General features: G+C 54.4%; 18 protein-coding genes. 1 reads left to right on the top strand and 17 read right to left on the bottom strand.

Annotated elements, in window-relative coordinates:
• The first annotated feature begins 138 nt into the window (after positions 1-138).
• Positions 139-1191, top strand: coding sequence for a LacI family DNA-binding transcriptional regulator (locus tag MKX64_RS21295; protein WP_095397273.1), 1053 nt, complete (start codon positions 139-141; stop codon positions 1189-1191).
• A 73-nt stretch (positions 1192-1264) separates the two neighbouring features.
• Here MKX64_RS21295 and MKX64_RS21290 read toward each other — a convergent pair whose 3' ends face one another.
• From MKX64_RS21290 to MKX64_RS21210, 17 genes are all read right to left on the bottom strand, one after another.
• The gene (locus tag MKX64_RS21290) at positions 1265-1387 is read right to left on the bottom strand and encodes a hypothetical protein (protein WP_341037301.1); all 123 of its coding nucleotides are present in this window, start codon (positions 1385-1387) and stop codon (positions 1265-1267) included.
• Between the two features lie 6 nt (positions 1388-1393).
• Complete coding sequence (locus MKX64_RS21285; protein ID WP_095265282.1) at positions 1394-2278, bottom strand: carbohydrate ABC transporter permease; 885 nt, start codon at positions 2276-2278, stop codon at positions 1394-1396.
• Between the two features lie 18 nt (positions 2279-2296).
• On the bottom strand, positions 2297-3196 hold the full coding sequence (locus MKX64_RS21280) for an ABC transporter permease (protein ID WP_095265283.1): 900 nt from the start codon (positions 3194-3196) through the stop codon (positions 2297-2299).
• A gap of 122 nt (positions 3197-3318) precedes the next feature.
• Entirely contained in the window at positions 3319-5004 is a 1686-nt protein-coding gene (locus tag MKX64_RS21275; RefSeq protein ID WP_341037299.1) for an extracellular solute-binding protein, read from the bottom strand.
• A 161-nt stretch (positions 5005-5165) separates the two neighbouring features.
• The gene (locus MKX64_RS21270) at positions 5166-6857 is read right to left on the bottom strand and encodes a response regulator transcription factor (protein WP_341037297.1); all 1692 of its coding nucleotides are present in this window, start codon (positions 6855-6857) and stop codon (positions 5166-5168) included.
• A complete protein-coding gene (locus MKX64_RS21265) occupies positions 6857-8626 on the bottom strand; it encodes a sensor histidine kinase (protein ID WP_341037296.1) in 1770 nt (589 codons plus the stop codon). The genes MKX64_RS21270 and MKX64_RS21265 overlap by 1 nt, the downstream gene beginning before the upstream one ends.
• A gap of 270 nt (positions 8627-8896) precedes the next feature.
• Positions 8897-10216, bottom strand: coding sequence for a glycoside hydrolase family 125 protein (locus MKX64_RS21260; RefSeq protein WP_341037295.1), 1320 nt, complete (start codon positions 10214-10216; stop codon positions 8897-8899).
• Entirely contained in the window at positions 10209-13376 is a 3168-nt protein-coding gene (locus MKX64_RS21255) for an alpha-mannosidase (RefSeq protein ID WP_341037294.1), read from the bottom strand. Before MKX64_RS21255 ends, MKX64_RS21260 begins: the two co-directional genes overlap by 8 nt.
• 18 nt (positions 13377-13394) lie before the next feature.
• Positions 13395-15695 (bottom strand): glycoside hydrolase family 3 N-terminal domain-containing protein, encoded by a 2301-nt coding sequence (locus MKX64_RS21250; protein WP_341037293.1) that lies wholly within the window; start codon positions 15693-15695, stop codon positions 13395-13397.
• 424 nt (positions 15696-16119) lie between these two features.
• Positions 16120-18195: an alpha-glucuronidase family glycosyl hydrolase gene (locus MKX64_RS21245; RefSeq protein ID WP_341037291.1), complete on the bottom strand. Its 2076-nt coding sequence runs from the start codon at positions 18193-18195 to the stop codon at positions 16120-16122.
• Between the two features lie 118 nt (positions 18196-18313).
• Positions 18314-18988, bottom strand: a complete 675-nt coding sequence (locus tag MKX64_RS21240; protein WP_095265288.1) for a GntR family transcriptional regulator — start codon at positions 18986-18988, stop codon at positions 18314-18316.
• A gap of 74 nt (positions 18989-19062) precedes the next feature.
• Complete coding sequence (locus tag MKX64_RS21235) at positions 19063-19869, bottom strand: Nif3-like dinuclear metal center hexameric protein (RefSeq protein ID WP_341037290.1); 807 nt, start codon at positions 19867-19869, stop codon at positions 19063-19065.
• A gap of 157 nt (positions 19870-20026) precedes the next feature.
• On the bottom strand, positions 20027-20491 hold the full coding sequence (locus tag MKX64_RS21230) for a hypothetical protein (RefSeq protein ID WP_244908161.1): 465 nt from the start codon (positions 20489-20491) through the stop codon (positions 20027-20029).
• A gap of 305 nt (positions 20492-20796) precedes the next feature.
• Positions 20797-21210 carry a YugN family protein gene (locus MKX64_RS21225; protein WP_095265290.1) on the bottom strand — a complete coding sequence of 138 codons (414 nt, stop codon included), beginning with the start codon at positions 21208-21210 and terminating at the stop codon, positions 20797-20799.
• Between the two features lie 70 nt (positions 21211-21280).
• Positions 21281-21775: a VOC family protein gene (locus MKX64_RS21220; RefSeq protein ID WP_230875770.1), complete on the bottom strand. Its 495-nt coding sequence runs from the start codon at positions 21773-21775 to the stop codon at positions 21281-21283.
• Positions 21776-21792: 17 nt separating this feature from the next.
• Complete coding sequence (locus tag MKX64_RS21215; RefSeq protein WP_095265291.1) at positions 21793-23166, bottom strand: AraC family transcriptional regulator; 1374 nt, start codon at positions 23164-23166, stop codon at positions 21793-21795.
• Between the two features lie 147 nt (positions 23167-23313).
• Positions 23314-24198, bottom strand: coding sequence for a cation diffusion facilitator family transporter (locus tag MKX64_RS21210; protein ID WP_095265292.1), 885 nt, complete (start codon positions 24196-24198; stop codon positions 23314-23316).
• Positions 24199-24521: the final 323 nt, after the last annotated feature.

Here is a 24521-nt window from a genome sequence, read left to right as displayed (position 1 = left end):
GATTGCCAAATCCCTCCTTCCTAAATCCATTATGAAGCAGCGTCCCCGATCCTTCAATGCTTGTGATTCGAGGATCAACATGTTATTTTTATTAGGATAACACATTAGGATGCGTGATCGATCCAAGAAGGAGCTGCTATGGCACGAAAAGTATCAATTCAAGTACTGGCCGACGAGCTGGGCCTGTCCAAATATGCGGTTTCTCGCGCGTTAAGCGGGAAATCGGGGGTAAGTGAAGCGACGCGGCAGCGCGTGATTGAACTGGCCAAATCACTTGGCTATCAGAAGGCTTCATTCTCACAGCCTTCGGAAACCGGGCGGGAGTCGGACGCCCCCTCTCCGTTCATCCTGATCTGCATGCGCCATATCCATTCAGGCAACCACTCCTATTGGCAGCGGGTCTTAAATGGCATGCTGATGAGCTGTGACCAGCAGGGGCTGCCCTATGTCATTGTATCGCCGGAGCTGGAAGCTGCGAAACTCACTGGCGAGCCGGAATCCCCGCAGCATATGCTGGCTCCGCATCTGGATTGGACTCGCTGTGGCGGAATCGTGGTCATGGGCACTTTTCCCCATTCGATCTTGGGTCTTGTCGCCCGTGCGGAACGCCCGTATGTGCTCGTAGATCATGTCGATCCGCTCATATCCTGTGACAAAATAAATAATGACAATATTGAGGCCGGGTCCATTATCACCCGACATCTATTGTCATTGCACTGTACACATCTTGGCTTTATTACCGACAAGGCCTGGTCTGCCAGCTTCGCCGACCGCCTGGCCGGCGCGAGGTCTGCCATGGACAGCCCTCACGGGACAGAGGCCAGACTGACCGAATGGCGAATTCCTTATGGCGAACCAGGCTGGGAGAACGCCTTGTACCAGCAATTTGTCCATACCGAGCCGGACAAGCGTCCGGATGCCTGGATCGGAGCCAATGACGATATTGCTATCCGCTGGATGCGAAAGCTTCAGGCCGAAGGCATCAGCATCCCGGAATCTGCCCGCATTGCGGGCATCGATAATGTGGAGGCGTCAACACTCGTTTCACCGCAGCTCACAACGGTCAACCTGTGCAAGGAAGAGCTGGGCGGACGGGCGATCGAAGCGCTGCTGCGCCGGATTGAACGGCCGGGCGCGCCGATGGAATCCATCCATCTCTCCACCCGCTTAATTCCTAGAGCCAGCACGTAAGGGGATGGGCCGCTATGGCCCTCCCCCTCCGTCGATGCTCATCGAATGGCCGTACCGCTAATAACAAGGTGATTCATCCCTTTACATGGGGATAATCCCTCTTTACGTATTCACCATACAACGCTTCCTCTTCAGCAATCGATCCGGCCTTCCCCAGACATGCCCGCTCCCGGTTGCCCTGTTCGGCAACCGCCACATCCCCTTATTCCTTCACACTGCCAAGCACAATTCCCTTGACGAAGAACCGCTGCAGAAACGGGTACAGCAGCAGAATCGGCAATGAGCCGATAAAGATCTGTGCAGCCTTAAATGTCCGGTTGGAGACATCCGCCAGCGCGGCGGCATCGTCGGCCGTAATGTTGGTCAGATTGGTCTGTACGATAATCGTCTGCAAGTAACTCGATAGCGGATACTTCTCCGGCGAGTTCATAAGCAGCAGCCCGTCAAACCACTCGTTCCACTGTCCGACAATCGTGAACAGCGTCACCGTAGCCATCGCCGGCAGCGACAGCGGCGCGTATATGTTCCACAAGCTTGTGATATAACCGCCGCCGTCGATAAAGCAGGATTCCTCCAGCTCTTTAGGCAGGCCGCGGAAGAAGTTCAACAGCAGGATGACGTTGAACACCGCGACCGCTCCCGGAATGATCAGCGCCCAGAGCGTATCGATCAGACCGGTATCGCGAATCGTCATATACCTCGGGATCAGCCCGCCGGAGAACAAAGTGGTGAATACGAAGAACCAGGCATACTGCGTCCGGAATTTGAAGTCCTTCGGCTCCTTGGACAGCGGGTAGGCAATAAGCAGCGTCAGCAGCATGCTGATGGCCGTTCCAAGTACCACCCGCTGAACCGTGATCCACATTGCCACCATAAATTGCGGCTTGTTCAGTACATATTGATAGGATGCCAGTGTAAAGTCTACTGGCCACAGCTTGACCACCCCGGCCGTTGCCGCCCATTTGGAGCTGAGTGATACTGCCAGAATATGAACGATAGGAAGGAAGCACAGCAGCCCCAAACCAATCAGAATCACATAGTTGAAGCCCAGAAATATTTTGCGACTGAGTGACGGTTTATGCAGCATGATCGGCACAACTCCTTCCTAGAATATTCGATAATTGGCAAACTTCGAGGCGAGCGAATAGGACACCACGATAAACACAAATGAAATGATGGACTTGAACAATCCGATTGCGGTAGCGACCCCGTACTGCGCGCCCTGCATCCCGATCCGGTAAATGAAGGTGTCCAGAATGTCCCCGCTCTCATACACCTGCGGGCTGTACAGGTTGAATACCTGGTCAAAGCCTGCGTTCAGCACGTTGCCAAGGGACAAAGTCGCCAGCAGGATAATGATCGGCAGCATGCCCGGAAGCGTAATATGCCATGTCTGCTTCCACCGGTTCGCCCCGTCCACCGTCGCCGCTTCATACAGTGCCGGATTGATCGACGTGAGCGCTGCCAGGTAAACGATTGTGCTGAAGCCGAACTCCTTCCATATATCCGTAATGACAAGCGTGTACGGGAACCATTTATTGCTGCCTAGGAAAAAGATCGGTTCTATGCCGAACAGCCCCAGCACCTGATTGACAATGCCGCTGGTCGGCGACAGGATATCGATAAAAATCCCGCCGAGAATAACCCAGGACAGAAAATGCGGCAAATACACGAGCGTCTGCACGCCGCGCTTGATCAGCTCATTGCGCAGCTCGTTCAGCAGCAGCGAGACGACGATCGGAACGATCAGGCCCCCGATAATTTTCATAAACGCAATAAACACGGTGTTCCATATAATCTGTCCGGTCTCCGGCAGGTCAAACACGTAGCGGAAGTTATCCAGACCGATCCACTCGGAACCGAACAATCCTTTGAAGGGAACAAATTTCTGAAAAGCCATGGCAATTCCGACCATCGGCCAATAGCTGTAGATCAGCACAATGATGACGCCGGGCAAGATCATCAGATGAAGCGGCCACTGCCGCCGAAATTTTTTGTCTAACATGGCGATCCTCCTGTCTTTCATATAACATCCGCCTGGCCGCAGCCATGAATAGGAAAGAGGGCCGGTCGATGCCCGTGCCCTCCTCCTTTGACCCGAGTTGACGCGTTAGCTGTTCGTTTCCATTATCTAGCTGCTTTCCACGCGTTGACCTCTTCCGTAATTTGGTCGCCGCCAAGCTTTTTCCAGTTGGCCACGAACTCATCGAAGCTGTCTAGGCTTGCCTCGCCGAGAATGATTTTGATGAACGTTTCCTGCTCCAGCCGATCCAGCGTCGCTTTACGATCCGCCATCGTTTCGGTTGGCGCGCCGACATAGGCGTTTGTCGTCACTTTGCCTTCGTCGTTCAGCAGACGCAGCTGCTTCATGGAACCGTCAGGCCCGTTAGCCGCATACCCCGACCAGCCAAGCGGATTGTTGCCCGCCAGATATTCCTGGAACTCCTTGTACATAATGACCGTCTCAGCGCTTGAAATCTCCGCATCGCTGCCGCTCTCGAGCGCTTTCTCCAGCTCCTCCTGACGGATCAGGTCCTTGTTCGGGTTCACGACTTCCACAAGGGAATATTTATTGACACCGATGGACGTATCTCCTTCAACCACCTGACCGTACTTGTCAAACTCCGCATTCTCACTGTACAGCTTCTCATAATACAGGTTGGCCAGCTTCACGATCACTTCCGGATTGCTGTATCCCTTCTTCACAACGTAGTATTGCGATACGGCAAACGGCATTTGCACCGTCGCTGCCCCGCCATCCACTGAAGGAACAGGATACGACTTCCATTTCACATTTTCATCCTCTTTCACCATGTCCCATAACGGCCATGCCGGATACCAGCTCGGTCCGATAATCATGCCGATTTTATTCGTGGTAACCGATTCGAACACTTTGACCGTGTCCTTGACCCCAAATTCCGGATCAATCAGTTTGTTCTGGAACATCTCCTGAAGCTTGCCCAGCGCTTCCTTCATCTCCGGCTGGATGCTGCCAAATTGCAGATTGCCTGCTGCATCCTCTACCCAGATCTGCGGAAACCCGCCAAACCCGTTAAAGAATCCAACCGAGGAAGCGTTCAATCCAATATCCTTGGTCAGCGCCAGCCCGTAGGTGTCCGCCTTGCCGTTGCCATCCGGATCCTGCTTCGCAAACGCCTCGGCGATCGCAATCAGATCATCCATGGAGCTCGGCTCCGGAAGATTCAGCTTCTCCATCCAATCCTCCCGAACCCATACAAGCGGCGCCGAGCCGCCGATGACCGGCTGTGTGGAAGGAATGGCCAGCAACTTGCCGTCAAATGTCGCTGACGGAAGCGCATTCTTCTCGATGTCCATGACCATCTTCAAATCTTCGCTTGCGTAATTATCGAAGGCTGCGGTCAGGTCTTCCAGCTGTCCCGCGTCCGCCAGCTGTCTCAGCTGGGTCGCATTCACCTGCATAATGTCAGGCAGATCGTTGGAAGCAATCGCAATATTCAGCTTGGACTCATACTGCTCTGAGCCCGTCACAATCCATTTGTAGTTCAGATTGATGCCCATCTCTTTGTAGAGCTCCGTCCAAACATTGTCTTTAATGTCTTGCCCCGCCGGGAATTTCACTTCCTCACCGACATAGCGGACAGCGTCAATCGTAATCGGCGGATCATACGTTCCGAACGGATCCCCCGGCTCGCTGACGGCGACACCCGGATTGTCGGCATTGGATGGGCTGTCCCCGCCGCTTCCGTTGTTTCCGGTGCTGCACGCACTGAGCACAAGCGCCAGCATCATCACACTTAACAACCATTTGGACATGCTCTTTCTTTGTTTCACGTTTGCGACCTCCTCGAATACATATCGTATTTCTGCTGATCATCAGGTGTTTATCCCAAGCAGTCTTTGCTGAGTGCTGCAAGCTGCTGCTGCTTTGAAATCAGTATAAGTGAGGCGAAAAAGGCTATCTACTTTAAGGTTTTTACTTTAGTATCTTCTCTTTACCTGTTTTGCAGTTCCCTGTATTCCTGAGGGGTCAGATGCGTTGTTTTTTTGAAAAAACGATAAAAATACGGCGGTGAACTGAACCCTACCGCTGCTGCGATGACATGGATCTTCTCCGATGTTTCCGCCAGCAGCTGCTTCGCCTTCGCCAATCTGGCTGCGTTAATGGACTCCGACAACCCCTCCCCGGTCACCTGCTTGTACAATCGAGACAGGTAGGACGGGTTATGTCCAACAGCCTCCCCGATCTGTGTCAAGGACAAGTCCCCCGCCAGATGCTCCTCGATATAGGCCTTGACCTTGGCAATCACCTCATGCTGCTGGTCCTGCTTGCCCTGCTCCTTCTGTCCGAAGATCACTTCAGCCAGGCGGGTGAAATAGCTGATCGCCTCTGTCCAGGAATCATGCTCCTCCAGATGCGTGAGCCGGATATAATCCACGGTTTCTCCTCCCTCCACAACCTGGCAGATCGATTCCAGCTCCACGATGGACGGCATGAACACAGACACGAGACCGTAATAGACCTCCATCTTGAGCAGATGCTCATATTCTGGCGGAAAACAAGAGGCATCCGTCACCTCCCGAAACAGCTTCAGAAATTCCTCCTTGTCTCCGTTCTCCAGACACCCGCGCAGAAGGTCCATTCGCTTCAAATGCATGCGCGAGCGTCCGATATCCCGCTGGCTTTCCGGACGATTGATCGTCATCGTCTCCGTCAACAGCACCTCATGGCCGATGCCAAGCCCGCTGTCCATCAAATATTTCAGATCCTCAAATTTATCGGAGAGATGCTCCCATGGCGTCCATTCCCCGGCGAGAGCGAACGAGGTTTTCAGTTTCAGCAGCGATTTGCAGGTCTCCTGGATCTGCTCCAGCATGCCGTGTACGAACCGCTTTACCCGGTCCTCAATCGGCTCGTTCTCGCGCGTAAGGCGATGTGCGCTCTGATCCCCTTTGTACTGCAGCATCCAGATCAATTTGGATCGCCCGTACTCCACGGACATGCTCACTGTCATCGGAGCCAGCAGCTCACTCGTAATATTTTGCACGGCGTACAGCAGGAGCGGCTGCGCAGCTGGGCCGCCGAGGTGACTCCAGCTGTCGACCCGGCACAGCAGCACCAGGCAAGGCTTGTCGGCCACAAGCTTCATATCCAGCTCCCGAAATCGCTGCTCCAGCTCCTCTCTCCGGGTGCGTCCAGGCGCTCGCTGCAACAGCTCCAGCATATATTGCTGCTGCAGGAACGGCAGCGCCATCCGCAGATTTTCCCGCGCCCGCGCAATCAGGCTGTCCGCCGCCAGCTCCTGATCAAGCAGCACCATCGTCTTCTCAATTGCTTTCAGAACCGCGTCATTTCCCTCCGTCTTCAGAATATAGTCGACGCTGCCTTCCCGAATCGCTTCCTGGATGTAACTGAAATCATCGTATCCGGTCAAAAAGATGACTTTGCAGTGCGGCCATAGTTTGACGATTTCCTTCTGCAGCGCAAGCCCGCTCATGCCGGGCATTTTAATATCCGACAGCACGATGTCCATCTTCGTCCGCTTCAGCCAGCTCAGCGCCTCACTCGCGGAGTATGCCTTGTGAATTTCCAGATTGAGATGCTCCGAGCGCTCGCACAGGTCTGCCAGACCGTTCACAATAAAAGGCTCATCATCCACAATTAAGATGCGATACATACTGTTCATCACGGTTGCTCCTTTCTCATTCGAGGCAATCTCATTTCGATTTTCAATCCGCCCAGACGGCTTCTTGTGAATACCAGTCCGCTGTCAGAACCAAATTTCAGTTGCAATCTGCGGTGGACGTTGGACAAGCCGGTAATCTCGCCTTTGTTATCCGGGCTTGACGTGATGGACTGAAGCTCCAGCAGCTTCTCGTCCGTCAGCTGTTCCCCGTTATCCTCCACTATGATGCGCAGCATATCCGCTTCACTGCCGTCCATTCGAATTCGAATCCGGCCATCCGCTTCCTTGTCTTCAAGTCCGTGCTCATACGCGTTCTCAATCAGCGGCTGCAATATGAGCAGCGGCACCGCCAAGCCCTTCCAGGAAGTGGGGATCTCATCCCACTGCGCCGAAATCCGGTTATGGAAGCGGATGCTCTGAATTTCAACGTAAGCTTTGGCATGTCCAACCTCAGCTTCGAGCGGCACCTCATCTGCACTGTTGCGCGTGATGAACCGGAAGTAGTCGCCCAGATGCTTGGTGAAACGCACAATGTTATCATAGTCCTGCATCTGGCCCATCTGATGCAGCGTGAAAAAGCTGTTATATAAAAAATGCGGATTGATCTGCGACTGCAGCTGCTTCAGCTCGGAGCGCTGAGATCGGATCTTCTGCTCAAACACCTCCTGAATGAGCAGCTGCAGCCGCTTCACCATCAGGTTGAAATGCTCATACAGGTAATGAAACTCGTCATTATGCCGGTGGCGCAGCTCCGCCTGGGGACTGGATACGTCCATCTTGCGAAATGCCCGGACCATTCGGTGCAGCGGCTGATGAATCCGGCGATAGATCCAGCCCGAGAACAGAATGACCACCAGCAGCGAGAAGCCGGAAAGGCCGAAAAACAGCAGCCGGTATTTCGCCAGCGGCCCCAAAAACTCCGCCTCCGGCACATAAACAACCAGATCGGCATTCAGAAATGACGAGCGCTCCACGCTAACCCAATAATTGCTGCCATCCACCGTGACCTTTGTGTTGTAAGGCTCCTTGTAGAACTCTGACTTTGACAGCGCTTCCACATCGATGTTCTCCATCAGTCTGTGACCGATATTCCCCGCCCCCTCCGGCATGACAGACCAGCTTCCATCCGAGCCGATGAGTACCGAGCTGCCGTTGCCGGTCGCCAGCTGCTCCAGCGCCTTCTGCATTCTGGGCACGGACAGCTCGGTCACAATGACAAAGTTAGGCTGTTTTCCTGCCCGAAGATGATCGGGATACACCATACCGAGCTGAAGCTTATCCCCCCATTTGTAGATGACACGATCCGGCTTTCTCAGCATCACCTCCATCTGATCAACCGGCATCGCTGTCTCATACGATACCTGCTGGATCGTCTTGTCAATGAGCGGGACATAAGCCTTGGCTTCCTGGATATATTGATTGGAGCTTTGCAGCAGCCGCATTTTGCCCTGCAGGCGATTGATGGACTGAAAGTACTCGTACCTGGTCATGGCCGGGGCGATAGTGCTTAGCTTCTGCAGATCGGAATCCTGGGACAGATCGTTCATCAGCAGCACGGTTGTCCGCAATTCCTGCTCCAGTGTGCGGACAAAAAAGTTGGTGCGCGCATTCAGCGATTGTGTAATTTCCTGCTCCACACTTTCCGAGCCGGATTCGTTCATGTATAAGGCAGCGGCGTATACAGGCACAATCGCCAGCAGAAAACCGATCACGATTTTCGGATAGATCGACTTGACCCATAGCCGCTTCTTCATGCTTCTTGCCCCCACTTTCATCTCCTCCTGCGCGATGATCTTCTCAAATACAGGTAAAGCGGACAGTCCCGCTGCTCCCGTCCTTATTCGGTACTGCTGCCGAATAGGAAGGAAGCCTGGGCGTGTCCGCTTCAAGCCAAATCTGTTATCTAAGGTTGAGCCAGCACCATGACGGACAGCGTCAGGCCGCGCGAAAATCACTTTACGATCCATGTGCGACCTTTCACCGTCCTCGTTCTCAGGCTCATCTTATCTCGGCTTCTTCCCCACCTGGATTGAGGCGGATCAGACGATGCCTTTCTTCATGCCTTCATAGACAAGCTGGGAAAACAAGCTGTTGGACCAGGCGAACCAAGGGCGCGTGTATATCTCCGGATTATCAGCATGGAAGCCTTCGTGCATGAACCCGGTTCCTGCATCCGTCGCTTCCAACAGATCGATCATCTCGCGTTTTTCCTCGTCCGTAGAGGCCGTCAGCCCCTGCATCGACAATGCCATATGCCAGATGTAGCCTGGCGGCGTATGCGGGCTTCCGATTCCCTTCGCCACCGCACCCTCGTAGTAGTACGGGTTGTGTTTACTCAGAATAAACCGGCGCGTGTTCTGGTAAATCTCATCATCCTTGTCAACATATCCGAGGTACGGAATCGAGAGCAGACTTGGCGTTCCCGCATCATCCATCAGGCAGTAGTTGCCATAGCCGTCCGTCTCATAGGCATAGATCACCCCGAATTCCGGATGGCGATACGTTCCGTACAGCTGGATGCCGTGCTGCACCTCATCCTCCAGCTGACCGATCGTGCGCACCAGCGCTTCATCCCGGAACACCCATTTGGCGATTTCCTTCATCTGACGCAGACTGACGACTGCAAACATGTTCGCCGGGATATTATAGTGAAGCTCGCAGGCATCATCGCTCGGCCTAAACCCGGACCAGATCATGCCGGTGTAGTTGACCGGCATCCCGAGGCCTTGATTCCGAAGCGTGTCGATCGCAGGGCAATTCCGGCGCTGGAACCGGTAATCCGATTGCTCGGCATGCCGCTGTTCGGTCTGCCACAGCCGGATGATGCCCTCCATTACCCCTTTGAACCGCTCGTCAAATATGTCGCTCCGTCCGGTTGCCTTCCAGTAGGCATAGGCGAGCCGAATCGTAAAGCAGAGTGAATCCAGCTCGAACTTGCGCTCCCATACCCATGCCGACATGTCGGTCTCGTCATTGGCGTCCCAATGCCAGCCGTTCGCGGTTTCGTTGAACGCATTGGCATACAGATCAAGGCTGGCATACATCATATGCCGTTTCACGAGCCCGCCGATGATGCGCTGCAAATCCGCATCCTTCTCTGCCAACGGCACATAGTGAATCACCTGCTCCACCGAGTCACGAAGCCACATCGCCGGGATATCCCCGGTGATGACAAAGGTGGTGCCGTCGTCCATCAGCTTTGTTGTTGTCTCAAGGGTATTGGGGAAACAGTTCAGAAACTGCTGCAGCAGCTTCGGGCGATGCGCCAGCTTTACTTTTGCTTCTTCCAGCACCTCGCGCACCGCTTGCGGCAGCTCAAAGCCGGGAATCGGGATTTGGGGCAGCTTGAAATTATCCAATTGATGAAACCTCCTTATGCTGATCTTGCAGTTTGATTTTGATGGTTTTCACTTCATAAGGCCGGAAAGACAGGTTGATTTCACCGTTCACGGTGGCGATGTCCTCCATCTCGTCCTCCAGCAGATTGACAACCGATACGTCGATCGGATGTGTCGGCCACTTGATTGTCACGGTCTCCCGTCCGCCGGAGGACTCATACAACCGCAGGATGGTGCCGCTGCCGTCCTCCGCTCTCTTGATCGTGTCCAGAATGACATGCGTGCTCTCCAGATGAAGCCAGCTGTGCTCGGCTGGCAATCGGCCTGATTGCCCGGACGGTGCCTGCACGGCAACCACCGCCTGATTCAGCTCGGCCGCTTCCCTTACGACATGGGCTTCCCGCCAATCCTTCTCATGCGGCAGCAGCGAATAGGTGAACTCGTGCTTCCCTTGATCGGCTCCTTGATCCGGCCATTTCGGAGCCCGGAGCAGGGACAGGCGCATGACGCCGTCTTTGATGTCATACCCGTACTTGCAATCATTCAGCAGACTGACCCCGTAGCCGCCCTCGGACAGATCTGCCCAGCGATGGCCGCACACCTCGAATTGAGCCTGATCCCAGCTTGTATTGCGGTGCGTCGGACGCTCCAAAGCGCCAAACGGAATCTCATACGTGGCCTTCGAGGCCACGATGTCAACCGGAAACGCCACTTTAAGCAGCTTGTGACTCTCGTGCCAGTCGACCTTGGTGCGGAAGTCCACGCGGCGCCGATGATGGTACAGCATAATTTCCTGGTCAATGATGGACGCGTTCAGCTTCCAGCGAAAACGGAGCACATCCATGACCGAGCCGCGCTGCATCACTTCGCTTTCCAGCAATTCCGCGGTCCCGGCCGGCTGGCTCTCGTAGCGCGGATCGATATCCCACGCATCCCAGTAGGTCGGCGTGTCATGGAAGAATTGAAGCTCATTCCCTTTGCCACCAGGCGCAATCAGCTCACGCCCTGCGGCCTTGTCGTACCAGCTTGTGATTTCTCCCCGCGCGTTGAATTTCAGGAGGTAATGCGCTGTATCCCATTGTTCTGGAACCGGGGCATTTGCGGAGAGCGTGCCCTCAGCGCCCGTCAAAGCCTTCTCCGTCACTTCTTCAGTCTCTCTGAGCCAGAAGGTCTTGCTGCCAAACGCCGGAATGCCGGTGACGCGAACAGCAAGCCGCCCGGCGCCATCCTCCGTCTCGGGCGGCAGCAGATCATACTGCATCGGCCCGGCAGCATCGTAAGGCGCCCGCCCTCTCCACTGCTCAGCATCCAATATGACAATCTCCTCGCGTTCCCAGCCGAGGCTGTTGAACACGACATAGGGCTCGCCTTCATGCTGTCCGCCGATCATCTTCGTCACCACAGCGCTGAGCGTTTGATCCAGCTCGGCTTGTCCAATGTCGAAGATCCGCTCATATTCCTTGGCCGAAGTGAAGTACACTTCAGGAATCGAGGTGCCCGGAATTATGTCGTGGAACTGATTGAGCAGCATCAGCTCCCAGCCCTTGTCGAGCGCCTGTTTGGTCCGCGTTCCTTGCTGCTCATCCCCGATGGCAAGGGCGCTCCATATTTCCGCTTCGCGATACAGCGCCTCGGCCTTGCGGTTATTCCGCTTGTTCCGCGCATGGGTCGTATAGGTTCCGCGGTGCAGCTCCAAGTACAGATCCCCGTGCCACTGCGGCAGATCGGGATTGCGCTTAGCGATCGCACCGAAGAAATCCGCGGCGGTAGCAAACCGGCTCAGCGGCTGTCCAGGCATCAGATGCGCGCGTTCCACATACTCCACCATCTCATGGGTCACACCGCCGCCGCCATCGCCATGTCCGTACAGCAGCATCAGTTCATTGATCTCGTCCTTCTGACGGAACGAGGCCCAGTGTTCGTGTACATCCTTCGGATGCGTATGCTCGTTTACACCATGATTCTGATAGGCCACGATGGAGGTTCCGTCGATCCCGACCCAGTGGAACAGATCATAAGGGAACTTGTTCGTGTCATTCCATCCGAGCTTGGTTGTCATGAAATAGTCAATGCCGGCCAGCTTGAGCAGCTGCGGCAGCGATGCGCAGTAACCGAACGTATCCGGCAGCCACTCAATCGCGGAGCGCTTGCCGAACTCTCGCTCGAAGAACCTTTGCCCATACAGCATCTGACGAACGAGCGACTCCCCGCTCGGAATGTTCAGGTCAGGCTCTACCCACATGCCGCCAACCAGCTCCCAGCGGCCATCGGCAATTCTCTGCTTGATCCGCTCATACAGCTCCGGATTGTTGTCTTTCACAAAGGCATACAGGATCGGCTGGCTCTGAGAATACTTGAAGTCCGGGTACCGGTCCATTAACGCGCACACTGTCGAGAAGGTGCGGCTCACCTTGCGTACGGTTTCCCTTACCGGCCACAGCCAGGCGATGTCGATATGCGACTGTCCCACCATGTGCATCGTGCCTGGAATTGCATCTGCTGGCATCTGGCTCGCAACGGCCTCGGACAGCTGCTGCTCCACGCCGCTTACGAGCTCTTCGGATTCCAGCCGTGAAGGGTCCGAGCCGTACAGCGCGTCCATCGCTTGTTCCAGCGCCTGCTCTGTGCGGATGCGGCGCATATCTCCTTCCGGCAGCAGCCGGGCGGCCATGGCCGCGACCGTCACGCTGTGCTTAAGCCGCTGCACCGGGTAGTTCACACGAACCAGCTTACTGCTGATCCCGCTGATCGGCGGGTTGATCACCGCCTGGCGATTCAGCGGGTCCCAAGGCTCAGGGATCGGATCATACAGCTCGATTTCGAGCAGCGGGGTTCTGCCTGCCGCAGCTATGGGCAATGGCACATACGTATGATTGCGATCCAGTCCGTGATACGCCTCGCCGTTCAATCGAAGCAGGCCTTCTCCCCCCGCTTCGAATACAAGCGCCGTTTCATCGGCTCCCCATGCCGCCGGAATTTCCGGCTGCAAGCGAAGGAAATAGGTCGTGCCGTACGTGCTGCGGAGACGCTCTACATTTTCCACGCTGGAGCTCTCCGTTTCATACCGATATTCGCCAGGCTGGATATACTCAGCTCTCTGGACTTCCCATTCGGGCAGCGGAATCTCTTCCCGCCATTCATACTGCGCCAAAAATTTAATAAATCGTTGAATTCTGCTCAAGCTCGGCCACCGTCCTCTCTATTCTTGAACCCGCAGGCTCGCCGTCTCGCCTCTTGTCGAGTCCGGACCGACCATGATGCGGAATTCGCCTGGTTCCACGACCGGCTTCAAGTCCATTCCGATCAATTCCAGCTGCTCACGGCCGATGGTGAATGACACCGTCCTGGTTTCACCGGCCCCAAGCCGGATTTTCCTGAAGCCCTTGAGCGCCTTCTCCGGACGCGTAACGGAAGCTGCCAGATCGGAAATGTACAGCTGCACGACCTCCGCACCTTCCCGGTCCCCGGCATTCGTGACATCAATGCGGACGGTCGTTTCGCCGTCAACCGGAATGACTGCCGGCTCTACGGTCAGATTGCTGTATTCGAAGCGGGTATAGCTCAGCCCGTACCCAAACGGATATCTTGGCTCAAGATCGGTCTCCAGGTAACGTTTGCCGCGCGTCCGCTTGGCATTATAATTGACCGGCAGCTGGCCGACTTCCTTCGGAATGGACACCGTCAGCCGCCCGGACGGATTCACATCCCCGAACAGAATATCGGCAATCGCATGGCCGCCCTCCTGTCCCGGGTACCAGGCCTCTACGATGGCATGCGCATGCTCGTCAATCCACGGCTCTGTAATCGGCCGGCCGTTGATGTACACCACGACCACCGGCTTGCCTAGCTTGTGGATCTCCTGTACGAGTTCCAGCTGCACGCCCATCAGCTGCAGGGTAGCGCGGTCAATACCTTCCCCGCATTCCATATCGCTCCAGGAATGCTCGGTAACGACCGAGGCTCCGGTCCGTAAGTCAATCGTGCCTTCGCCAAAGTCTCTGGCGCTCGAGCCGCCGATGGCCATCACCACTACATCGGCCTGGGAAGCACACTCCAGCGCGTAGGCAAAGCCTTCGCGGGAATCGCCTTTGATCCGGCAGCCCGGAGCATACAGGACGCGGTGATCCGCATCGTCTCCAAACCGACTGCGAATGCCCTCCAGCACGGTAACGATTTGTCCTGGTGCTTGCGGAGACGTGTAATCGCCGAGCTGATTGTACGGCGTATTCGCATTCGGGCCAATGACCGCGATTTTGCCCATGTCCGCGCGGAGCGGAAGGGTTGCGCCTTCATTTTTAAGCAGGATCACCCCTTCAGCTGCCACCTGACGGGCAAGATCAGCATGTGCCTGGCTGCCAATGATCTGTTCGGCGCGCTCTGGATCCGTGTATGGACGGTCAAACAGCCCGAGGCGGAATTTCATTTCAAGCACTCGGCCTGCCGCCAGATCCAGCTCTTCTTCAGTTACAAGCCCCGCTTCCAGCGCCTTTAACAGATAAGTGCGGAACATCGTTCCGGACATCTCCATGTCGATTCCCGCTTTAAGCGCTTGGGCTGCGGCCTCTTCCCCGGTTGCCGCGGTATTGTGACCGCTAACCAGCATGTTAATAGCTCCGCAGTCGGTAATGATGAATCCGTCGAAGCCCCATTGCTCACGCAGCACGTCATGGAGCAAATATTTGTTATTCGTGCACGGGACGCCGTCAATCTCGTTGTAGGCAGGCATGACCGACATTGCGCCGGCCTCCACCGCTTTCTTGAACGGATGCAGGTCCACCTCATGCAATTCTCGCAGGCCCATATGGACAGGTGCGCCGTTGCGTCCGCCTTCCGAAGCGCCATAAGCTACAAAATGCTTCAGCGTAGCGAGAAGGCTGTCCTCCCCGTCAAGGCGCTCGCCTTGCAGGCCTTGAATCGAGGCGACTGCGAATTCGGCCACCAGATGAGGATCCTCGCCGAACGTCTCCTCCGTCCGGCCCCAGCGCGGATCGCGCACAACGTCCAGCACCGGCGAATAAGTCGCCGCCCCGCCCTGGCTCCGGGTTTCGGCTGCAACAGCGCGGCACATCTCGCGGTACAGCTCGGTGTTCCATGTGCTGCCGATTGTCAGCGGCACCGGGAACACCGTTGCCCCGATCGCCATATGCCCGTGAGAGCATTCTTCGCCGAACAGAATCGGAATGCCGAGCCTGGAGTTTTCAAGGACATAACGCTGAATCGTGTTGATGGCCTCGGCTCCTTCTTTCGGAGACAGACCGTTCTCCAGCGTCACCTCCGTCCACGGATCGGCCCGCAACGTGCCGTACAGGGAGCCGATTCCGCCTTGAGCGATCTGCGCCTTGAATTCATCGGTAACTTCAATCGTGTTGTCTTCATTTTTCGTATACGTCTTCCAGCCGAAAGGCTGCACCAGCTGACCGATCTTCTCTTCAGCGGTCATGCGCTTGAGCAGGTCCTCCGTGCGCTGTCTGGGTGAGAGTGAGGCGTTTTTGTAATCCATGGCATACCCTTCCTTTTCACTTATTTTCAATGAAATCATGTCAGCAAGCTTGTTGCAGGCATTGCGCATCGGGTCACTCATTCTGGAGCTTGCAGGATGAAGCTGGAATGATGTTATTTTCGTTATGTTAAATATAATAACGTTATTACGAACTAGTCTACTTTCTTTTAAATCCATCGTCAATCTACAATTTTGGCTGCCCCGCGCAACATCGCAAGCGGCCATTATGCACACAAAAACATCCCGATCATTCCAGGGCTTGGAATGATCGGGATGTCGCTCCCACTTAGGTATTCTAATGGATTGCCGGACAAAGCGTTCACCTGTCTGAATGACAAGCACGTCCCCTTATGATCCACAGGTGTGCTCAGGTCTGTCGGTCTTGCATTTTGTTATGTTGTTAGGATGCCCTCAGCACAGCAGCTCAATAGATTGTGCGCCCCTGCTGATCCGGTATGCCGGATTTGCGGTAAAAATACGTGTTGATCACATCCCGCCATTCCTTCGCATGCTCGAGCTGATGCTCAAGCCGGCTCATCACCCCGGCGTAACGTTCGTGATCCATCTGTCCTTCCAGCTTGCTCCAGCGCGATATCAGCTCCTGCACCTTCTCCACGCCTTCAAAATGGGAATCGTAAATATGCTGAATCACCGTTTGGCCGGAACGAAGCACATGCGTATACGGCACATGGTGGAAAAATAACAGCAGTTCATCCGGGCAGGCATCCAGCGACTCGTACAGATCCGCATTCTCTGGAAAGTATTGGGCGGTATAGCCGGTTCCGTCTTTTACCGTCCGGTTTACCCCAATTCCGTGACAGTCGGCATAATGATACGTGCCCCATACCGAATACTCATACCCGTCCACATTCGGCCCATAATGATGCCCGGGATTCACCATCCATCCAACACCGAGCGGCGACGTGTAGCTCTCATAGATTCGCCAGGATTCAGCCAGCATCGCTCCGAGCTCACGGTGGATGTCTGCACTTGCCCCGAAGGTCAGATGGATCCATTCCGATGTGATCTCCTCCTCGGTCAGATCCGGATTCCAGGTCAGGCGTCCATAGCCATACAGATTGGCCTGTGCCAGCGTGTGACCGGTCCAATTATCATCGCTGCCCACATTCACAACTGCGGTGATGCCGCTGTAAGCGTATCGATACAGCTCCCCGGATACCGCACGTTTGACGGTTGCACCTTCGCCTGCGGCATACGTATCAAAGTCGAGAATCTCCTTCCATTGCGGAACCAGGTAACACAGATGCTTCTGCTGCCCGGTATATTCCTGCGTGATCTGGAACTCCAGCATCTGATTGGTCTTGGGCATCGCCCCAAGCAGCGGAGATACCGCCTCGCGCACCTGGAAGTCCATCGGACCGTTTTTAATTTGCAAAATGACATTCTCCATAAATTGCCCGTCAAGCGGCTTGAAGTGATCGTAAGCTGCCCGTGCCCGGTCGGTCTTCCGATCCCGCCAGTCCTGCAGGCAGTTGTATACGAAGCATCTCCAGATGACGACACCTCCGTACGGCCGGAGCGCCTCGCCCAGCATGTTCGCCCCTTCCGCATGCGTCCGATTGTACGTAAACGGCCCCGGACGATGCTCCGAATCCGCCTTCACGACAAATCCGCCAAAATCCGGAATATAGCTGTAAATGTCACTCGCCCTCTCCTTCCACCATGCCCGCACGCGATCGTCCAGCGGATCGGCTGTATCCAGGTCCCCGATGGTGATCGGACTGGCATAATTGATGCTCAGATAGGTCGTAATCCCATAGCTGCGAAAGATATCCGCCACCCGTGCCACATCAGGCAGAAATTCCGGTGTAATCAGCATCGTCTCCGTGCGGTGCACATTGACGTTGTTAATGGAAACGCTATTGATCCCGATCGAGGCAAGCATTCTTGCATAATCCCGTATTCTGCTGTCATCCCGGACAAAGCGGCCCTCTTCGAAAAATATCGAGTTTCCCGCATATCCCCGCTCAATCGAGCCGTCCATATTGTCCCAATGATTCAGCATCCGCAGCCGGTTACGCGGCTGCTCCAGGACATGCAGTGCGGCCGGGTCCGCCCCGCTCTGGAGCAGGCGCAGCAGATGAAACACCCCGTACAGCACGCCTCTATCCGTCCGCCCCACGACATAGAGCTGCACTGCCCCATCCTGCTGTACAGCATGAATGCCGTAGCCTTCATCGTTCAGGCCCTGAATCTGTCCGGCTTGCGACCATGCCTCCGGCAGCGCCTCGTCCAGTACAGCGAGTCTGACGAAGCTTCCGGACACTGACGCCGGATCGCGGCAGATATTCGGCTCTGCACCCCTCATCTCCTTGATTCCGTATACTAGCTCCTGCAATGCTGAATCCATCACTGCAGACGAATGCTGCACCACGATGCTGGACAACAGCTCCATTCCGGTCCGTAGAGCTTGATGCGAGTATCTCAGCCAGCACCGGTCTGCTGTTGAATAAGGAAGTCTAACCCCTTGACTCATCATCCTCAATCCCCTCTCCTGCTGTGAAAGTTAAACCCGAGCTCACGCGAGTGGAGCGCGAACCATCGCACACGCTGCCCTAGGTCGTTCAATCCACAACTTAACTGCGCTCGCGCTTGCCTTAAATAAAATAATGAGGAAACTTCTCCTTCAATATATCCTGGTCAAATACCACGAGCCGCAAGTGATTCTCCATAATCCTCATCGCCTGGTCCTTCTCCTGATTCACAATCAATCTGTACAGCTCCTTATGCTGCTGGATGATATCCTCCCAATTGGAATCCTTCGCAAGCCGAAGCAGCCGCAGACGGTTGAAGTGAATGTTCAGCTGCTGCAGCATCTTCCAGGTGCGTTCTTTGCCAGTAGCATCAAACAGGATTTGGTGGAACTCCTCGTCCAGCTCAAACAGCTTGTTGAAGTTTTTTTGGGTGGAACACACATCCTGCATATAGATGTTCGTCTCCATCCGAAAGCGAAAATCCTCGCCAAAAGAATCGCAAGCCAGCGCCACGATTTCCTTCTCAATCTTCTCGCGAATGAACCGACCTTCCTCCACATGCGCCAGATTGATTCGCGACACAACGGTCCCGCTCTGCGGAATGATATCCAGCAGCTCTTCCTCGGCCAGCTTCATGAAAGCTTCGCGAACCGGCGTCCGGCTAACATTCAACTGCTCCGCAATTTCCTTCTCGGATATTTTCGTTCCCGGCTCCAGCTTCAGCTGAAGGATCTGCTCCTTCAGCACATGATATGAGTAGGCCCGGGTTGAGCCTTTAATTAATTGTTCTGTCGACATACAGTACCTCTTCTTTCGAAAATCTATTTTCTTCTCTCTCTATGATTATGACCACCTTCACTATATAGTTGACCTTAAATAATTTCAATCAAAGGTCTCATCGCGATAAAATGCACCGGCAGCTCTGGAAAGGCATCCCGAATTAGCGCCGCCGTCCTTCGCATCCCCGGTTCTTCACTTGCGCAATGCCCGAGCAGCAGCAGTGCCCGTTCCTTCCCCTGGTCCAGGGCATCACGAATATACTCGGGCGTCTCCCATTCCGGCCCTTCCCCGGTGATGACCAGATCAACTTGATCCTGTTCATACAGCGGAATGGTCTGATCGCTCCCGCCCCTGTAGCCGACAGAAACAGCAATTGTGCTGCATCGCATCGGTCTGCGGCCGACAAGCCGCACATAAGGGAGATTCAGTTTCTGCTTGACCTCTTCCCCGATAGCTTGAACGGTCAGCGGCTCCGGGAGCCGAACGATGGCAGCATAGGGGGAGTATCGTACCGAATAGTGATCCCACTGCACAGCTTGAAGCAATGCCTGCGTGATCAGATCCGGGTTGTAGCGATGCGGGATGTCATGAAATCGGAAGATAGCTATTTCCCCGCCGCTGATCAGCTCCAGCTTCATGTCGCGAACACTGTTATACCCGCTTTCCTCCTCTATCGGTTCTGCATGCCGATGGCTGTAGAACGGTCCCTCGTGCGACAGTATTAAATTGGCCCCGGCATTCCGGGCTTCACGTATCGCGCCATAAGAAGCCATGAAGGTGACCGCGACGCCGTGGACAACCATATCCGAATGGCCGAACAGAAGCCGGTCTACTTCCAATTGACTTATATCCGCTGGTTCCGTCAGCCTGCGGATGATATGTGCTACCGTATAGTTCAATGGACACCGCCCCTTTACATATACTCGCCCTGAGTAAAGCAGGCTGCCGTTTCTAGTGCTACACGGCAACCTATTAATCACTGGTTGTCCTTGCTCTCCTTGTACGCTTTATATTTTTGGTTTGCAAGCTCTACATAGGTGTCCATGCCCTGATTCCTCAGCTCCTCCACAAATTATCGAACTCGGACAAGCTGCGCTTGCCCAGTATAAATTTGAATGTATTCTGATCCGTATAGTCTTTCAGCGGCGTGCTGAGCAGCGTCGCCCGCTTACGCTCTTCCACAGAGTATGGAATCGGCGGATCCGGAGGAAGCACGGTCTTTGTCTTTTTTATATCTTCCTGGAATCGAATCTCTTCTTCCGTGAACATGGAATGCAGCAGCTCCGTTGTGCCGCCATAAGCAAATACGCCGCCGGAGAAGCCGTATTCAATGCGAAGATCCTTGGTGCCCGTAGGATTCAGTCCGTTATAGTTAATGTCATCGAGCAGCTTGCGAACCCCGTTCGCCTTGGTATAGGTTTCACCTTCCACGCCCCATTTGGCGAAATCTTGACCTTCGTCACTGTAATAGAACCTGTCGATGAATTGCAGGATGGCTTTGAAATGCTCGCCGTCCTTCACCTTGGACTCGTTTCTGCAATACTAGTATAACTAGTATGGTAGTTTCGTTGAATTTATTGTAATTGACATGTTCCATGATTTCAATATGTTTTTTGTTTTGTTCTCATTTTTTAACAATTGCGCCGTTGAAGTCGATGCTCCCTCCAATACAAAAAAACAAGCATCTCCACAGAAAAACCGTGAATCAGCTTGCTTACAAAGGTGAGATACCGGCAGATAAGGCAGGCCCGACTCCCTGACGTCCAAAAGATATCCGCGACAACAAGCAGGAAGCTCGGCAATAACAGCGCCGAGCTTCCTGACACTTACTGAAAATATCCCTGTTCCACTTCCATCAAGGCTTGGCGCGCCCGCTCTATCCACACATCCTCAAGCGACGCATCTGGATCGAGCGGGGCCTGAAACTGGTCAAAGAGCGCCCCAATCAAACGGGGGGCCGCATGTTTGTCCGTGCCTGTGTTATACACATGCTTAAATACATACGGTCGGCCCAGCCTTACGGTTGCCCTGCAGCCGCCGCATTCGCCATCGAGCGCCCCCCGAATCACATGAAACGGAATCCGAAGCCAGACCATTCGCTCCGAGTCCAGGCGTTTATCCAAATAACCGTGCTTATAATCCCAATTCCCCGCCAGTGTAAAATCAAATTGACACAGGTAACTGTCGATGCTCAAAAATAAATCCTCGACATTTTCAAGCCTGGATTCCAGGTTGTACATACGATCGCCCATCCTATTTTTTTATATTTTAGATTCAGGATAGGCGCGAATCTGTCGAATTATACTCCGGTTACACCTTGCAGATCATCAGCTTGTTTCCGTCCGGATCCTTCACCACAAACCAATGGTCATGCTCAATCTCGCTCACCAGCTCCGCACCCAGCTGTTTCATATAAGCAAATGCAGCCGGAAGATCGCGGGTCATGAGCATGAAAGCCGGCGTATCGATCACCGGCGCGCCTTCCGGCCGGTCGCCTCCCCATTTCGGCATCGTGTCCAGAATCAAGCCCGTGCCTTCCATCGGAAGCGGGCATAAATGACCGTTCATAATCGCACAATCTTCCACGTTCAATCCGAGCACCCGACAATACCACGCCCGGGACCGCTCAATGTCGCGTACCGGAATGAAGATATTTCCGACTTTGTTTTGGATCGGTGACGCTTGCTGTTTCGCCTGCAACACTTCGTTTGGTTCATCCATCGCTTTCCCTCCATGAATCAGCTTCAACATTTTAGGAGCCGTAAACGGTCGGTATCCTTCCGGCAATCGGTTGTTATAAGACATCCTTGCATGTCCCCCTTCTAACTTCTCGTCCTAATCGGCACGCAGCATTTAACTTGAATCGAGCCTGACCGCATCCCTCGGTCCAGACCCCCGCCTTCGTCGGCGCCATACTCGGCAAACCATGTTCGTTCCGAATCAAGCTCAAAGCCTGCCGCTGACGCGAGCCAGTCATGTAAATCGCTCAGCACGCCGGTCATTGAACCGTACGCGGCCGTAGTCACACAAGCATAACTGCCGCCTGCAAGCGTGCTGATGGAGGACCGTTCTTCCCGGGGAATCCGGTATCCTTCCGGCAAAGCAATGCCGACCTCATAGACGCTGGCATGGCCTTCTACTGCCGACAGCCCTTCCTCAGACCTCATGTACACCCGCAGGTCTGGCCGACCTATCAGTCCGCTCCTCTTCAGCCAGGCCGTAGAAGTCTCTTCAACGTGGTCCATGCAGCCGTCCCCCTGTCCCTGAAAGGACATGATCGTCAGCGGCGGGCGCTGCTCAATAGCAATAGACCGGGCTGATAGGCTCCTCTTCACGGATAGATACAGCTTCATGCGAACGATACGATCACCGTCCAGCTCATATTCCTCCATAAATCCGCTAGCTCCAGGCTCAAACACGCTGCGTGGAAGCCATTGTGAGTACAGCCGGTTCCAGGCATGGAGGATGCCCGCATCATCACTGGCGTCCGTAATCTGCACGGTGGCATATTGCCCGCCTTTCACCTCCACCCGCTCAAGCCCGGAACCGCCTGGCTCCAGGTTGCCCGATTCGGACTTAGCCCTAACAGCAACCAGCTGGTAGCCATAAGCGTCCTCATCCCGGTCAAGATCGACATTCCATCCGAATACCCTCAGCCCCCGTTCATCCCATCCATGCTCTGCCAGACGTTTGCGGAAACAGGCAAGCGCCTCCCTTTCCAGTCCGATCGCTTGCTTACCGGCATACAATAATCCCCATCCGCTCAACGACTCGGCCTGCAGCAGCTTGACTTCCGGGCCAACACCTGCCGATCTGCAGGTAGTATGTAAGGTAGCTTCAACAGGAAGACCTATTCGCCCAAAGTTATAATAGAGCCCGGAATTCCGATAAGCCCCCGGTGTGAGCCCCGTGTATCGCTTGAAGCTGTTATGAAATGCCCGGTAGCTGTCAAATCCGCAGCGATATCCGATATCCGCCACCGGCATGGACGTATCCCGCAAAGCAGCGGCAGCCTCGCTCGTTCTCCTTTTGCGGATATATTCCTTGATGGGGTGACCGGTCAACGCATAGAAGAGCCGGTATAAATGCGGCAGCGAAATCGCGGCCGAACCTGCAATTTCTTCCAGCTCCAAATGTTCCTGCAGGTTGTCCTCAATGAAATCAATCGCCTGTTGAACAATGGCAGCATTCTCCATGCCCTCATCCCCCTTACACAGATGATGAGACTGCTATGCATCCTTGATACTTGACCTCATTGTAACAAACTCCGCGGGGAAAAGACTGTATTTTTTTATCAAAAACGCGCCTTCTTACGATAATGAGGCACCCAGGCCATCACATCATCAGGCTTGGCTTGCTTCCGCCTCAAAAGGCTCAATATGAATATGCGCATGGGATATTTGATGCCGATCCAGCAGCCGCTCCTCGATTACCTCGGTAATTGCATGGCTTTCCACCACGTTCAAATGATGCTGCACCTGAATCGTCACATCGACAAGGACATGACTTCCGAGCACTCTCGCTTTGATGTCTTTAACGCCTTTGACACCCGGGCTGGTCATGATGGTATCCTTGATGCCCGCAAGCTCGTTCTCGTCAAAACCGTCGGTAAGCGCGTGCGATGCGTCTTTGAAAATCCCCCATGCCGTTTTGCATATGATCAGGCCCACAATGACTGCCGCCAACGGATCCAGCCACACCCAGCCCACAATGGCACCGATGATGCCGGCAAAGGCCCCGATGCTGACCAAGGCGTCGGAACGGTTGTCCGCAGCGGCGGCCATAAGCGCCTTGCTGTTAATACGGCGAGCCAGACGCGAATTGTAACGGTATACGAGCAGCATGACCGCTGCCGAGAATATGGCGGTCCATGCCGAAATCATATCCGGCGACTCCGTGCCGGACGCAAACAGTTTGGAAACGGCTTGATACAGCACTTGAATTCCGACCACGGCCATAATAAACGATGCGATCAGCGCGGCTACCGTCTCGGCTCTGAAATGCCCGTACCGGTGATCGCGATCCGGCGGCTTGCGTGATATTTTCAACCCTACCAGCACGGCGATTGACGCAACAATATCCGTCGCGTTGTTATACCCGTCAGCCAGCAGCGCCTCCGAACCGGCGGTTGCGCCAACCACCAGCTTGATAGCTGATAGAGCGATATAGGCAATGATACTAAGCCAGGCCCCTTTTTCCCCCTGTTTAATATCCTGATAGATTTCCACGTTTTCTGCCTCCCTCTTAGAACAGCTTCTATGATACAAAACCAAATGCTGGTGGGTCTACAGAAACAGTTTTGCAATAGACTGTAATAGTAGAGTGAAGTGAATACAGTGTTGTCCGGTAAAATATGTTGCCTGAAGCAACATATGTTGAAGAGAGCTATATTTCTCTTCCGCCACCAGCTGTAGAGGGGCTTGTTGCTAGCAAAAAAACGAGTGGCAAAAAGGAGCTCACTCCTCTTTACCACTCGCCGATGGAAACATAACATCCCTATTGTGCGCATCACGGTCATTCAGGTAAACATGGATCACGACCTTCAGCCCTG

This window comes from Paenibacillus sp. FSL M8-0334 (assembly GCF_038000405.1).
Lineage (GTDB): Bacteria > Bacillota > Bacilli > Paenibacillales > Paenibacillaceae > Paenibacillus_AQ > Paenibacillus_AQ campinasensis.
The sequence above is the reverse complement of the archived record's forward strand: the minus strand, read 5'-3'. Positions and strand labels throughout refer to the sequence as shown.

Coding starts and splice junctions, on each gene's coding strand:
- MKX64_RS21295 (WP_095397273.1), top strand. CDS start 139: ATGGCACGAAAAGTATCAATTCAAGTACTGGCCGACGAGCTGGGCCTG.
- MKX64_RS21285 (WP_095265282.1), bottom strand. CDS start 2,278: ATGCTGCATAAACCGTCACTCAGTCGCAAAATATTTCTGGGCTTCAAC.
- MKX64_RS21280 (WP_095265283.1), bottom strand. CDS start 3,196: ATGTTAGACAAAAAATTTCGGCGGCAGTGGCCGCTTCATCTGATGATC.
- MKX64_RS21270 (WP_341037297.1), bottom strand. CDS start 6,857: ATGAACAGTATGTATCGCATCTTAATTGTGGATGATGAGCCTTTTATT.
- MKX64_RS21250 (WP_341037293.1), bottom strand. CDS start 15,695: ATGGATTACAAAAACGCCTCACTCTCACCCAGACAGCGCACGGAGGAC.
- MKX64_RS21245 (WP_341037291.1), bottom strand. CDS start 18,195: ATGATGAGTCAAGGGGTTAGACTTCCTTATTCAACAGCAGACCGGTGC.
- MKX64_RS21240 (WP_095265288.1), bottom strand. CDS start 18,988: ATGTCGACAGAACAATTAATTAAAGGCTCAACCCGGGCCTACTCATAT.
- MKX64_RS21225 (WP_095265290.1), bottom strand. CDS start 21,210: ATGTACAACCTGGAATCCAGGCTTGAAAATGTCGAGGATTTATTTTTG.
- MKX64_RS21220 (WP_230875770.1), bottom strand. CDS start 21,775: ATGTCTTATAACAACCGATTGCCGGAAGGATACCGACCGTTTACGGCT.
- MKX64_RS21215 (WP_095265291.1), bottom strand. CDS start 23,166: ATGGAGAATGCTGCCATTGTTCAACAGGCGATTGATTTCATTGAGGAC.